This window comes from Providencia sp. TYF-12, from assembly GCF_041344805.1.
Taxonomy (GTDB): Bacteria; Pseudomonadota; Gammaproteobacteria; order Enterobacterales; family Enterobacteriaceae; genus Providencia; species Providencia huashanensis.
Genome location: NZ_CP166833.1, coordinates 4,021,345 through 4,036,001, shown reverse-complemented (window position 1 = coordinate 4,036,001; position 14,657 = coordinate 4,021,345). Strand labels below are relative to the sequence as shown.

Genomic DNA, 14,657 nt, shown 5'->3' with positions numbered 1-14,657 from the left:
TAATAGTAAATAATATAATAGCTAATAATGACTTATCATGCTGTGAATTATAACGAATAGTCCCCAAGATAAATTTGATATAGAGGGGGGTTTTAGCCAAAATTAGCAATAAAGTGTGATCTTGATCTTCTTTTTATAAATTGTTTTTACATTTTATGTTTTTTTAGTTTGTTAACAGTGAATAAAAAGGAATTTCAAATAATTATCATTAAATTTACATACTATTATAGTATATAAAACCAAGTGGAATACTCGGGTTTTATCAACTTTAAGTGAATAATATTGTTATTATCGCTGAATATTTTAATTCATATTGAATATTTATTTGCGAGCGGCTTCACTATTTATTTTGCAGATAAATTTTATTTTATTGTTTAATTTCTAAAATAAGTTGAGAAAGCGAATCGTTTCGTTTTTTTATTAACAGTTGTGTCACATAACATAAGAAATAATCATGTTTTGTGTTCTTTTTATTCTTTTGTTCATTCTAGTACAAGCGGTACCATTTCTACTAAAAAGTAAAGACTTTGCCTAATCGTGTAAAGCAGGTGATAATCAGCATCTCTTTACTCACCTTTAGTGTCTAACACGGCCCGTAAGCAATCATGTTTTTTTACCCAGATAATTATGCTTTATCAGTGTAAATTCATTGTGTGTTGCAGGTGAGGTGGGTACACTGCACGACTAAGTTTATTTTGGAGTCATCTTCATGAGTGATATAGCGAACTGGCAGCCAACCGCCCCCATCGCTAACCTGCTACAGCGCGCAAAAATTATTGCGGAAATCAGGCGTTTTTTTACTGATCGCTGTGTACTTGAGGTCGAAACACCTGCAATGAGTCAGGCAACTGTAACTGACATTCATCTTGTTCCATTTGAAACGCGTTTTGTTGGCCCTGGAGCCGCACAGGGGCTGAATTTATATTTGATGACAAGCCCTGAATATCATATGAAACGCTTACTCGCTGCGGGTAGTGGGCCTATCTACCAATTAGGTCGAAGCTTTAGAAATGAAGAGGCGGGGAGGCACCATAACCCTGAATTTACCATGCTTGAATGGTATCGCCCACATTTCGATATGTACCGTTTAATCAATGAAGTTGATGACTTATTACAACAGGTTTTAGAATGCGAAAGTGCCGAGCTGCTTTCTTATCAGCAAGCATTTTTACGTTATCTGGATATTGACCCACTTTCAGCAGAGAAAAGTGAGTTACGAGAAGTCGCTGCACGCTTAGATTTAAGCAATATCGCTGATAACGAAGAAGATAAAGATACCTTATTGCAGTTGTTATTTACCATGGGGGTTGAACCTCATATTGGTAAAGAAAGGCCGGCAGTGGTTTATCATTTTCCGGCGACTCAAGCTTCGTTAGCTGTGATTAGCACAGAAGATCACCGGGTAGCAGAGCGTTTTGAGGTGTATTACAAAGGGATGGAATTAGCGAATGGCTTCCATGAATTAACCGATGCCAGTGAACAGCGCCAACGCTTTGAGCAAGATAACCGTAAGCGTGCGGCAATGGGGTTAGCTATTCAGCCTATTGATGAGCATTTATTGTCAGCGCTTGAGCACGGCTTACCTGATTGCTCAGGCGTTGCTGTTGGGGTTGATAGGTTAATCATGATGGCATTAAATGCAGAAAAGATTAGCGATGTCATCGCGTTCCCCGTTACTATTGCGTAACAGCGAAATAAACCGTTTCTAATAATGCAGCCAGATGGCTGCATTATTGTTTTACAACCAATAAAAGTTATTTTTGTTGTTCTAGAAATTTAACGCCTAAATCAGGGAAGTCGGTAAAGGCACCATCAACATTTGCTTGGTTATAGATGATGTCATAAAGCTGCTGCCCATCTTTTGCATATTTAGGTAGCTTGTCGACACGAATGGTGAATGGGTGAACTGCCATTTTGTTTTCATGGGCTTCTTTTACCATATCATTCACTTTGATATTAGTTGGGGTAGACTCTTCATCGATTAGCATATGGTAATCAGGGCCAATACCATCAGCGTATGTGGCAATTTCTTTCATTGCACCAGGTTTCATCATCCAGTCGTAATTATAGTTAACCCAAGTACCATCTGGTTTTTGTTCTTGAGTTTCATTCCAGTCCGTGTAAGCGATCAACTGAATTAACTTAAGATCCATCCCCATTTCAGGCATCAATGTGTTTTTAATCCGTTTTAGATCATTTGGGTCAAACGATTGTAGGTAAACATTAGAGTCTTTGTTGGTATAGCCATATGCTTTTAGCACCTCTAGTGTTTTTTTAGTGATATCTTTCCCTTCTTGTTGATGGAACCAAGGTGCTTTAATTTCTGGGTAAATACCAATATTTTTACCTGTGGATTTGTTCAAGCCCTGAACAAACTCAATTTCTTCTTGAAATGTATGAACACGAAAGTCTGATTTACCCATTGGGAAACGATTCGGGTAACTCTGGACTTTCTTGCCATCAACAATATCAAACCCTTCAGTGAATTTAAGCGATTTAATTTCATCCAGCGTAAAGTCTATCGCATAGTAACGGCCATCTTTGCGAGCACGATTTGGAAAACGTTCGGCGACATCTGTAACCCGATCAAGATAGTGGTCGTGTAACACCACAAGCTCGTTATCCTTTGTCATGACTAAATCTTGTTCAAGAAAGTCTGCACCTTGTGCGTAAGCCATTGCTTTAGCGGGTAGAGTATGTTCGGGTAAATAACCACTTGCACCACGATGTGCAATGACGACTTTACCTGAAGCTTGAGCTACGGCAGACACTGACATCACTAAAACCATACTTGCCACCAATGTTTTTAATGGAAAGTTCATGATTATATCTCCTTGGCACTTTAATTGGATAAAAAAAATGGGCTACATCATTTTTTGATATAGCCCACGAGTCTAGCGATTAACAATGAACATTTGATGAATGCTTATTGTGAGTTTGCTAATTCACGTTTATGTTTGCTTTCGCTTAACATCACGATAAACAGTAGAACAACCGCTAATGCTGAACCACCAATCATGACAGCGAAGCCACCGTCCCAACCGAAGAAGTCAACGGTGTAACCGACGATAGCACTTGCCGCAACTGAACCCCCGAGGTAACCGAACAAGCCAGTAAAGCCTGCTGCTGTACCTGCCGCTTTTTTCGGAGCCAGTTCAAGTGCGTGTAAACCAATTAACATCACCGGGCCATAAATTAAGAAACCGATGACCAACATACAGGCCATATCAATATTTGGGTTACCCGCTGGGTTCATCCAGAATACGATAGTTGCGATGGTTACTAAGGTCATAAAGAACACACCTGTTGCACCACGGTTACCGCGGAAAACTTTATCCGACATCCAACCACACAGAAGTGTTCCTGGGATACCTGCGTATTCATATAAGAAGTAGGCCCATGAAGATTTATCCATAGCGAAGTGTTTTACTTCACGCAGATAAGTCGGAGACCAGTCCAAAACACCGTAACGTAATAAGTAAACAAATACGTTGGCAATCGCAATCATCCATAACAGTTTGTTAGGGAAGACATACTTCATGAAGATTTCTTTTGCGGTTAGCTCTTGTTCATCAGACTCTTTATAGTCTGTTGGATAGTCGTTTTTGTATTCTTCGATAGGTGGAAGACCACAAGATTGTGGTGTATCGCGCATTAATGCAAATGCGATAATCGCAACAAGGATAGCAGCCAATGCAGGCATATACAGAGCAGCTTTCCAGTCGTTAAACCATGCCATACCTAACATGAATAGCAATGGCGGGATACCACCACCAACGTTGTGGGCACAGTTCCAAACAGAAACGATACCACCGCGTTCTTTTTGTGACCACCAGTGAACCATTGTACGCCCACATGGAGGCCAACCCATACCTTGGAACCAACCACAAAGGAACAATAGAACGAACATGACCATGATGCTAGAAGTCGCCCATGGTACAAAGCCCATAACTAACATGACTAAAGAGGCGAGGATCAGACCTGCGGGTAAGAAATAGCGCGGGTTTGCACGGTCAGAGAATGACCCCATGATAAATTTAGAAAAGCCGTAGGCAATTGAAATACCGGATAATGCGAAACCAAGGTCACCTTTTGAAAAACCCTGTTCAACAAGATATGGCATCGCTAACGCAAAGTTCTTTCGGACTAGATAATACGCTGCGTAACCAAAGAAAATACCCATGAAGATCTGCCAGCGAAGCTTACGATAGACAGGGTCTATCTTGTCAGCTGGCAGCCTCTGTATGTGAGGTGCTGGTTTAAAAATGCTTAACATATACGCCTCCGATGGCATGCTAAATTATTTATTCACTCATTCCTTCTCTTTTTAAGAAAATCATTGAGTGTTTATTATTGGTGAAGTAACAAAAACGAAAATAATCGAGTAATTTAAGAGTTTTTATTTTCTTAATTGCTCTAAATTGTAGTCGTTAGAAAACAATTTATCTGTAATCCAACGCACAATTATTGATTTTGTTTATGAAGTTGCATAGTAAATGACATTTGTGAATAGAATGGAACCATAATTGTTAATTATTTTGTGATTTACATCACGTATTTGTTGTTTTCAACGCTAAAAATGTACCAATCACTTTCGTTTTTGTTCCTTATCAAACATTCGTCGCATTTCTGGTCTATATTTAGTAATAGATTATAAAAATAGAATCTATACTTGTACTGATTATAGAAATGTTTATTAATGTGAGGAATGCGACATGAATGGCTCATCTGTGACTGAAACGGATGTCATCATAATTGGTGGTGGCGCAACAGGTGCAGGAGTCGCTCGTGACTGCGCTCGCCGAGGTCTAAGAACGGTTTTACTTGAGCGGCATGATATTGCAACGGGGGCGACAGGACGTAACCACGGTTTACTACATAGCGGTGCACGTTATGCAGTAACGGACAGTGAATCAGCTAAAGAATGTATTGAAGAAAACAAAATATTGAAACGCATTGCGCATCATTGTATTGAGCGCACAGATGGTTTGTTCATTACGTTACCTGAGGATAGTTTAGACTATCAGCAAAAGTTTATTACAGCCTGCCAAGCAGCCGGAATCGATGCAACAGCAATTGACCCTGCTCAAGCCATCCGTCTTGAACCTTCAGTTAACCCTCAGCTTATTGGGGCAGTTCGTGTACCAGATGGAACTGTTGACCCATTTCGTTTAACCGCAGCGAATATGCTTGATGCTAGAGAGCATGGCGCTAAGGTATTAACTTATCATGAGGTTATTGGCCTCATTCGTAACGGGGATACTGTGCGCGGTGTTACCGTTTATGACCATCAAGCAAAAAAACAATACGATATTTATGCGGAAATTGTTGTTAATGCGGGGGGAATTTGGGGGCAAAAAATTGCAGAATATGGCGATCTAAAAATTAAAATGTTCCCCGCAAAAGGGGCTTTATTGATTTTAGGTCATCGATTAAACAATATGGTAATAAACCGTTGCCGCAAGCCTGCGGACGCCGATATTCTTGTGCCTGGTGATACTATTTCCTTGATCGGCACCACCTCAACTCATATTGAATATGACCAAATTGATAACATGTATGTCACGCCTGAAGAAGTGGATATTTTGATCCGCGAAGGCTCTATGTTATCCCCCGCACTGGCGAAAACGCGCATTTTGCGTGCTTATGCAGGCGTTCGCCCATTAGTTGCTAGTGATGATGACCCTTCAGGGCGTAATGTAAGCCGAGGGATCGTATTGTTAGACCATGCAAAACGTGATGGCTTGGAAGGGTTTATCACTATTACTGGCGGTAAATTAATGACTTATCGGTTGATGGCTGAATGGGCTACCGATAAGGTTTGTGAAAAGTTAGGTCATAATGAGAAGTGTACGACTGCTGAAGCGGCGCTTCCAGGCTCACAACATAGCGCGGAAGAAGCATTACGCAATGTTGTTTCAATTCCAGCTCCTATTCGCGGCTCTGCAGTTTATCGTCATGGAGATCGTGCTTCTGCGATTTTAAGCACTGATAGGTTAGATAAAAGTTTAGTTTGTGAATGTGAGGCGGTGACTGCTGGCGAAGTTCGTTATGCTGTTAATTCACTAACAGTAAATAATCTACTTGATTTACGACGCCGTACTCGTGTGGGAATGGGAACTTGCCAAGGAGAATTATGCGCCTGTCGTGCCGCAGGGCTGTTAAATCGCTTTAATGTCACAACGCCCCATGAAACTGAGCAACAGCTAGGTCATTTCTTAAATGAACGTTGGAAAGGCATTCGTCCAATTGCGTGGGGTGATGCATTACGTGAAAGCGAGTTTACCAGTTGGGTTTATCACGGTTTGTGCGGTATGAATGAGGCAACGCTGGCTAAAGCACCTCAGAAGGAGGAGGCGGATAATGAAATATGATGCTGTTGTTATGGGGGGAGGCCTTGCTGGGTTACTTTGTGGTATTCGCCTCACTCAATCAGGTTTGTCATGCGCCATTGTGAGCGCAGGGCAAAATGCCTTACATTTTTCCTCCGGTTCACTCGATTTATTAACTCATTTACCTGATGGACAAGTCGCTGAAAAACCCTTATCGATGTTAAGCGCACTGAAAGCACAAGCGCCAACACACCCTTATAGTTTGATAGGGGAGGCGCAAGTTGCTGTATTAGCGCAAATGGCAGAGTCTATCCTGCAACAAACTGGTATTCGTTTAAAAGGCTCTTGTGAAGAAAATCATTATCGCATCACACCATTGGGTCATAAGCGTATGACATGGTTAAGCCCTGAGGTTGTTCCTACAGCTTCTTTACATCAAAAAATGGATATAGGCAAAATTGCGGTTGTGGGGATTGAAGGTTTTTTGGATTTTCAACCACAGATGGTGGCTGATGAATTGCAGCGTGAAGGGCTATCAGCAAGCGCCCATTATGTGCACTTGCCACTATTGGATCGTTTAAGAGAAAACCCAAGCGAATTTCGAGCCGTCAATGTTGCTCGTTGGTTAGATAGAACCGAAAATATGACGCAAATTATTGAGGAGATTTCGCCTTTAGTTGTTGATGCGGAAGCCGTATTTTTGCCCGCTTGCATAGGTCTTGATAGTGAGGAACCAGTATTAGAGCTACAAAGAAGGTTAGGTAAGCCCCTGTATTTATTGCCAACATTGCCACCATCCTTGTTGGGGATTCGCTTGCATGAATGCTTATTACGTCAATTTCGTCGCCAAGGCGGTATCGTTATGCCTGGGGACAAGGTAACTTCAGTGAATTGTATTAATGGAAGAGTTGAATCTATTCAAACACGCAATCACGGCGATATATCTTTAAAAGCAAAACACTTTGTTTTAGCCACCGGCAGCTTTTTTAATAATGGCTTGGTAGCTGAGTTTGACCGCGTTTATGAGCCACTTATGGAATTAGATTTGTGTGATATTTCTGAACGTGCCAAATGGACAAATAAACAGTTTTTTGCCTCTCAGCCATATATGGCCTTTGGTGTAAAAACAGATGGTAAATTGCGTGCTCAAAAAGGGGGCGTAACCATTAACAACCTTTATGTTGCTGGTGCTGTATTAGGTGGTTTTGATCCACTAACCCAAGGATGTGGCGCTGGGGTTTCAATGATTAGCGCATTATTTGCTGCAAATGAAATTATTGGAGAAATAAGTAAAAATGAAGCCATGCAGGCGGAGGTGGCACAATGAGTATTCTCGATACGAGCTTTGAAAGCTGTATTAAATGCACGGTGTGTACTACTTATTGCCCTGTTGCAAAAGTTAATCCATTGTACCCAGGGCCAAAACAAGCAGGTCCAGATGGCGAGCGTTTACGCTTAAAAGACCCAATGCTTTATGATGAAGCGCTGAAATATTGTACTAACTGTAAGCGTTGTGAGGTTGCTTGCCCTTCAGATGTTAAAATTGGTGACATTATTGCACGTGCGCGCAACACTTATAGCCAGCAAAAACCGAAAATCCGGGATGCTATCCTCAGCCATACTGATTTAATGGGGTCGTTATCAACGCCATTTGCACCTGTTGTGAATACGATCACTGGCCTGAAACCTGTACGCCAAATATTAGATAAGGCATTGAAAATCGACCATCGTCGCGAGTTACCAAAATACTCTTTTGGGACTTTCCGTCGTTGGTATTCCAAACAGGCTGCGGAGCAAGCAAAATTTGAAGAACAGGTGGCATTTTTTCATGGTTGCTATGTAAATTACAACCATCCTCAATTAGGTAAAGACCTGATTAAAGTGTTTAATGGTATGAACATTGGGGTACAGCTTCTTAAACGTGAAAAATGCTGCGGTGTCGCATTGATTGCTAATGGCTTTATGAAACAAGCGAAACGCCAAGCTAATGTGAATTTAGAATCATTGCAAGAAACTATCCTTGAAAAGCATATTCCAGTCGTTGCAACATCCTCCACCTGTACGTTTACTATTCGCGATGAATATACCCATGTTCTTGATGTTGATACTTCTAAGATGCGTGACAATATTGAGCTGGCAACACGCTATATTTATCGCCTACTGGAAGAGGGGCGTGAACTTAAGTTGAAACATACCCCATTAAAAGTAGCCTATCATACACCTTGTCATATGGAAAAAATGGGCTGGACTTCCTACACATTAGAGCTGATTAAACGAGTACCCGGTGTTGAGTTGATTGTACTGGATTCACAGTGTTGCGGTATTGCTGGGACTTATGGTTTTAAAAAAGAAAACTATGAAGTTTCTCAAGGTATTGGGGCAGGCCTGTTCCGCCAAATTGAAGACAGTGGTGTCGATATGGTGATCACTGACTGTGAAACATGTAAATGGCAGATTGAAATGTCGACAAGCAAAAAGTGTGAGCATCCTATTTCGCTCTTAGCACGCGCATTATAAAATTCTCGTCATACTTCGCGCTGTGGCGTTGTTAGCTTTATTCGCGACCCCTAGTCATATACTTGTGTATGCCCCTAGGGTTTCGCTCATTTGCCGCCTAGCCACAACACGAATTATTTGGAGAATTAAGAGGGATGAGGCTTGTGTGGTGTTGGCTTCGTTGGTGATTTAACTGTGAATTGAAATATTGAGAATATTCAATGATTAAAAATTATACGGAATATTCACGGAATTTATTGAATTGTAGGGGTGTTATTCTTTGTTTTAGCTCAGTTTAACCCTTTTGGAGATAGCATTTAGCTATCTCCTTTTTTATTTTCAATGTTGACGAATTAATTGCTTTTTATCTGCATTATTAAAGAAGTACTTTAAGATTAGGTTTAACAGAACCCCATAAGCAGGTAAGAAAAACAGCATACAAATAAGTAGTTTAAAGACATAATCAACCAAAGCAATTTCAACCCAATTTGCGGCCATAAATGGGTCGCTACTGCGGAAAAATGCAATAAAGAAGAATGCAATAGTATCAATCAGGTTACCAAAAAACATGGCACAAGCAGGCGCTACATACCAGCGTGCATTTTGCCGTAACCGGTTGAATACACCAACATCTAATATTTGCCCAAGGACATAAGCCATAAAGCTTGCTGCAGCAATACGCGCAACGAATAAGTTAAATTCAAATAAAGATGCAAAACCTTGCCATTCACCTTGGAAAAATAACGCTGAAATAACGTATGAAATCAGTAATGCAGGTAACATTACAGCAGTAATAATTCTACGGGCAAGTGGTGCGCCATAAATACGAACGGTTAGGTCTGTAGCAAGAAAAATAAATGGAAAAGTAAATGCACCCCAAGTGGTATGGAAGCCCAAAATATTAATTGGCAACTGCACTAGGTAATTACTTGAAGTGATAATTAGTACATGAAATAAAGATAGCCAGATTAAGGCGGTGGCTTTTTGCCGCACAGTAAAATCAAACATATTGTACCTTTTTAGTCGCAATGGGGTGAGGGAACCCATGAAATACATCCCTAAATCGGGAATTGCGCATCATACGCTTGTTGCGCAACAAAAGCAAAACTGTTCACTCATCGCGAGCAATTTTATTATATAATTGGCTCATTGATTACTTTGAGTAGAAGCGTTTTTATGTCTGACTTATTTGCAAATGCGAGCAAAACCCTTGACACACTTGGCTTACGTTGCCCTGAGCCTGTTATGTTAGTGCGTAAAACAGTCCGTAATATGGCTGAGGGTGAAACATTGTTAATTATTGCTGACGACCCTGCAACAACCCGCGATATCCCAGGTTTTTGCCGCTTTATGGAACATGAATTATTGGCTGTTGAAGCTGAAACGACACCTTACCGTTATTTATTGCGTAAAAAGGCGGGCGGGTTGTAATATTAAGTATGCCAATTCCTGCCATAAGGCAGGGATTGAGAATATCACTGAAATTTAACTTATGAAGTATGCTGTAAGTCCAATATTTCTTGGTAGCTTAACCCAGTAAGTTGGCTAATTAGTTCAATACTGGCCCCGAGTTCTAAGCCTTTAAGGGCAACTTCATGTTGTTTTCTATTTGTACCGATGTCAATTCCTCGGTTTACACCAATATCAATTCCTCGGTTTACACCAATATCAATTCCTTCTTGCATTCCTTGATTTTTTAAGCGTTGTGCAATGTTCATAATTGCCTCTTGGTTATTTTCAATTTGATTGATAAGTTGACTGACAACAATTTTAAAATGAGGTGAATCCATTGTAAGAAATAAGTAATTGAAAATTGTGATAATGTCATCATTGTTATGATAATTATTGTTCATCGCTTGAGCTAATAGTGTAGTCACTTTCTCAACATTTTCTCGTAAATCTTTATGCTTCATTGCTAATTCCATCACGGCAACCTTGCGGTGATTCACCAGTTCATTGTCATCAATAACGGTAATATCAACGACAGGAAATGGTTGGCTATATAAATCATTGGCTATGTCAGGCCAAGGAAAGCAATGGGTCCATGGCTGTGAATACGGGTAGGGAGTGACTTTCCCATGGTAGAACAAGATAGGGAAGACTAAGGGTAAATGACGATGCCCTTGTTGTAAGTGCTGATTCATTGCTGAAAATGCATAATACATCATCCTCCATCCCATAAATTTATCAGGTGTTGATTGATGCTCAACTAGCATATAAAGATAGCCTTCGCCTTGTAGTGTTTCCACAGTGTATAAAACATCTGATAACCGAGAGCGAAGTTGCTTATCAATAAATGAAGAATTGGTGATGGCCAAGGTATCAAAATTACATAACTGTTTAATATGCATTGGTAGGTGAATATCAAAAAAATCACGAGCGTTCTCAATTTTAGACATAAAGCCTTTAAATGCAGAGTCATGAGGTGTTGAGCTGTGACTTTTTACCATATTAACCTTCCCATAATTAGCCTTCCCAAAATGTGATGACCATGACTTATTTTCAGGGGATATTCTAGCGGGGTTTGGGATGGAATGGGGGTGAAGTTAGTCCTAAATCTTTAGTCAAGATGGCAATTAACATATTGTAATGGTTAGAGTTATTTTTTCTTCTACAAAAGAAAAACGCCCCTAAGGGCGCTTTGATTAGTTGATGAAACACTATTTTTTCACTTGAGGTAATTTTACTCGAAGTAACCGTACAGCATTTGCAGTGACCAGTGCAGTTGCACCTGAGTCGGCCAGTACTGCAACCCAAAGCCCAGTGATCCCTAATAAACTGGTTACTAAGAAAACACCTTTTAACCCAAGTGCGATAGCGATGTTTTCACGAATGATTTTTCGTGTCGCACGGGATAACGCAATGATTTCAGCTAATCCGGTTAAGCGGTTGTGGGTTAACGCCGCATCCGCGGTTTCAAGAGCCACATCAGTTCCGCTTCCCATAGCCACCCCAATGCTTGACGCTTTCATTGCTGGCGCATCATTGATGCCATCGCCGACCATCATGGTACTATGGTTACGGTTAAGCTCCATGACTGCAGTGACTTTATCTTCTGGCAATAGCCCTGCTCGGTATTCCATACCTAACTGATTTGCAATTGCACTAGCAGCGCGTGGGTTATCACCGGTTAGCATCACGGCGTTCACATTAAGCGCTTTAAGCATATGCATTGCATCAGTTGCATCATTACGCAGCGTATCTTGCAAAGCGGTTAAACCGATGACACGGCTATCTTCAAGCGTGACAACGACAGTTTTCCCTTCGGCCTCTAGGGCTTCAACTTTACCTTGCCACTCACTATTTAACGGGATATCAAGGCGATTCGGTGCGCTAACAAGAATATGCTTGTTGTTAAGGAAACCTTCAATCCCTTTCCCTGCTAATGCTTTGCGCTCTTGAGCTTCTAGAACTGTTAAAGATAATTCTTCTGCTTTATTAACTACAGCTTTGGCGAGAGGATGGTGAGAGCCAACTTCTACAGAAGCGGTAATTTGCACTAATTCACCTTCAGTCATGCCTTCTGCTGGCACTAAGTTAGTGACATGAGGCTTACCTTCTGTCAGTGTACCTGTTTTGTCCAAAGCAATTGTTGTTATAGTACCTAGTTGCTCAAGTGCTGCACCACCTTTAATTAATGCTCCACGACGAGTTGCAGTGGCGAGTGCCGAGGTTATAGCTGCTGGGGTTGAGATGACTAAAGCACATGGACAACCGATCAACAGCAATGTTAAGCCTCGATATATCCACGTTTCCCACAATGCACCAAAGAAAATAGGTGGAATGACAATCACTAACGCTGAAATCAACATAATGATTGGCGTGTATATACGACTAAAGCGGTCAATAAAACGTTCTATAGGTGCTCGGCGTTCTTCTGCTTCCTCGATCAGTTGTAAAATGCGGTCGATAGCATTTTGCCCCTGTTCTGACACCACTTCCATTTGAACAGCTCTATCAACAGACAAACAACCCGCCGCAACTTTCTCACCAACATTGCGTTCAACCGGAACGGACTCCCCTGTTAGTGCACTTTCATCGAAGCTAGCAAAACCCGAAACCAAAACAGCATCTGTTGGTAGACGACCACCTGGGGCTATTTCAATAATGTCGCCTGGTCGTAATTGCGCAACAGGGATAGTGGATTTTTCCCCATCTTTGATTAAGACCGCATCTTCTGGCACTAAAGCCATTAATGCGCTAACACCGCGTCGTGCTCTACCTGCAGAATATGATTCCAGCATTTCACCTAACATGAAGAGCAAGATAACCATCGCGGCTTCTTCAGTTGCTTGAATGAATATTGCACCGACAGCTGCAACGGTCATTAATGTTTCAATAGCAAAGGGGGAGCCTGTACGAATTAAACGTAACGATTTACGGGCAATAGGGTATAGCCCAAAAAGGGTAGTTAAAATAAAAGCAATGTTACCAATTTGCGGATTGAAAGACTCAATCCCCCAACTAATGGCCATTAAAATGGCTAAGATAATGACGGGTTTAGCTTCACTCAATAAACTCTGTTGAGGAGCAAGGGACGCAGCACTGTTATTACCAACTTCAAGTAATTCATAACCCGCAGCTTCAACAGTAGAACGTACTGCCGTGCTGATGTCAGTATTTGCATCAACAACTAATTTTTCTGTGGCAAACAACACCTTAGCTTGTTTAACTTCACTAATTTGTCTTACTGCGGTTTCAATTTTATTTGCACAACTTGGGCAATCCATACCACGGATGATCCAACTAAAGCGTTGTTTCGCTTCTAGAGTTGGTTCAACGTCGTTAATTGTTTGTGTGTTAAGCCCACAGCTGGTGCCGTGTTGGTGGTCATGACTTGTGTGTTGATGTGAAGAATGCTGATGAGATTCTTCGTCATCGTCAGGATATTCCTTCACATTATTATGTTCATGAGTATGTGAGTCATTACTAACTTTTTTGCTGTTATTCGCAATAGAGGATGAACAGCTGCTATTGCTTGAGCAGCAACTGCTCGTATGCGCATGGGTATCTTTATGTGTATGTGTGTGCATAAGTGCCCCTTATCAAACAAGATATTCTATCATTGCAGATAAGCTTACACTTTGGAGTCTACTCCAGAGTCAAACTAAAAGAGAGGTGCCAATTGATAAAATTCTCAAATAGCATTTTTTATCAATTGGCGTGAGACTTGAATGAGTTGTTGTTACAGATAAATGGCACGAACAATGAAGAATTGTCCAATAAAATAGAGCGCGGCAACAACGGCTTTTGAGGCTTTAAATGGAATACGGAAATGTGCTATTAGCCAAACACAGTTAGATAAGAACAGTAGTGATGCCCCTATCATAATGGAAAAATTATATTCACGAGCTAGCCCAAAGTACTGGTCACCTGCGACCCATGCCATAATCATACACATGATTAACGACGCAAAAACAATAGCCTGTAGATTTTCGAGCTTTCCCCAAATGAAAACAAGAGTAACGGCTGCAATAATCAGAGGGACAGCTAGCCAAGGTAAGAATAGGCCAAAATTTAATTGCATCCCAAAGCTAATGGTATAAATCAGGTAACTCAAGAACATCAATGCGACTGAAGTTAGTAAGCATTCACTAGATAACATGCGAGAAAGATCCGCTACTAGAGAAACTAATAGGCCTGCTAAAATCAGGTAGTTTTGAATATTTAAATCCTCAGAACTCCACCCCCAGAGTAGTAAGAGTAGCAGTGTAATAGGGCGAAATAACCAACGTTGCCACCCTGGTCCTCGATAGGCTGCATCGACATACAACCAACCGGAAAAGAGTACAGCGAGGAATGGCCAACTAATCATACACATATCCTTAT

General features: G+C 41.0%; 11 protein-coding genes. 5 read left to right on the top strand and 6 right to left on the bottom strand.

The window, feature by feature from the left end; all coding sequences use genetic code 11:
* Positions 1–709 precede the first annotated feature (709 nt).
* Positions 710–1,687 (top strand): elongation factor P--(R)-beta-lysine ligase, encoded by a 978-nt coding sequence (gene epmA, locus ABE954_RS18880; RefSeq protein WP_042846358.1) that lies wholly within the window; start codon positions 710–712, stop codon positions 1,685–1,687.
* 67 nt (positions 1,688–1,754) lie between these two features.
* On the opposite strand, the gene glpQ is transcribed toward epmA, so the two are convergent.
* Both glpQ and glpT read right to left on the bottom strand, forming a co-directional pair.
* Complete coding sequence (gene glpQ / locus ABE954_RS18875) at positions 1,755–2,822, bottom strand: glycerophosphodiester phosphodiesterase (protein WP_166684950.1); 1,068 nt, start codon at positions 2,820–2,822, stop codon at positions 1,755–1,757.
* A 104-nt stretch (positions 2,823–2,926) separates the two neighbouring features.
* A complete protein-coding gene (glpT, locus tag ABE954_RS18870) occupies positions 2,927–4,276 on the bottom strand; it encodes a glycerol-3-phosphate transporter (RefSeq protein WP_042846353.1) in 1,350 nt (449 codons plus the stop codon).
* Positions 4,277–4,715: 439 nt separating this feature from the next.
* Here glpT and glpA point away from each other — a divergent pair, with 439 nt between their 5' ends.
* The 3 genes from glpA to glpC are packed head-to-tail and all read left to right on the top strand — an operon-like array spanning position 4,716 to position 8,849.
* Positions 4,716–6,374 (top strand): anaerobic glycerol-3-phosphate dehydrogenase subunit A, encoded by a 1,659-nt coding sequence (glpA, locus tag ABE954_RS18865; RefSeq protein ID WP_042846352.1) that lies wholly within the window; start codon positions 4,716–4,718, stop codon positions 6,372–6,374.
* A complete protein-coding gene (glpB, locus tag ABE954_RS18860) occupies positions 6,364–7,659 on the top strand; it encodes a glycerol-3-phosphate dehydrogenase subunit GlpB (RefSeq protein ID WP_129466451.1) in 1,296 nt (431 codons plus the stop codon). Before glpA ends, glpB begins: the two co-directional genes overlap by 11 nt.
* Complete coding sequence (glpC, locus tag ABE954_RS18855) at positions 7,656–8,849, top strand: anaerobic glycerol-3-phosphate dehydrogenase subunit GlpC (RefSeq protein ID WP_048606099.1); 1,194 nt, start codon at positions 7,656–7,658, stop codon at positions 8,847–8,849. Before glpB ends, glpC begins: the two co-directional genes overlap by 4 nt.
* Positions 8,850–9,167: 318 nt before the next feature.
* Here glpC and ABE954_RS18850 read toward each other — a convergent pair whose 3' ends face one another.
* Complete coding sequence (locus ABE954_RS18850; protein ID WP_048606101.1) at positions 9,168–9,836, bottom strand: 7-cyano-7-deazaguanine/7-aminomethyl-7-deazaguanine transporter; 669 nt, start codon at positions 9,834–9,836, stop codon at positions 9,168–9,170.
* A 168-nt stretch (positions 9,837–10,004) separates the two neighbouring features.
* Here ABE954_RS18850 and tusA point away from each other — a divergent pair, with 168 nt between their 5' ends.
* Entirely contained in the window at positions 10,005–10,259 is a 255-nt protein-coding gene (gene tusA / locus ABE954_RS18845) for a sulfurtransferase TusA (protein ID WP_042846344.1), read from the top strand.
* Between the two features lie 59 nt (positions 10,260–10,318).
* Here tusA and ABE954_RS18840 read toward each other — a convergent pair whose 3' ends face one another.
* The 3 genes from ABE954_RS18840 to ABE954_RS18830 form a co-directional block, all read right to left on the bottom strand.
* Positions 10,319–11,278 carry an Rpn family recombination-promoting nuclease/putative transposase gene (locus ABE954_RS18840; protein ID WP_371025656.1) on the bottom strand — a complete coding sequence of 320 codons (960 nt, stop codon included), beginning with the start codon at positions 11,276–11,278 and terminating at the stop codon, positions 10,319–10,321.
* Between the two features lie 210 nt (positions 11,279–11,488).
* Positions 11,489–13,861: a zinc/cadmium/mercury/lead-transporting ATPase gene (locus tag ABE954_RS18835; RefSeq protein ID WP_166686608.1), complete on the bottom strand. Its 2,373-nt coding sequence runs from the start codon at positions 13,859–13,861 to the stop codon at positions 11,489–11,491.
* Positions 13,862–14,013: 152 nt separating this feature from the next.
* Entirely contained in the window at positions 14,014–14,643 is a 630-nt protein-coding gene (locus ABE954_RS18830; protein WP_371025655.1) for a lysoplasmalogenase, read from the bottom strand.
* Between the last annotated feature and the right edge of the window lie 14 nt (positions 14,644–14,657).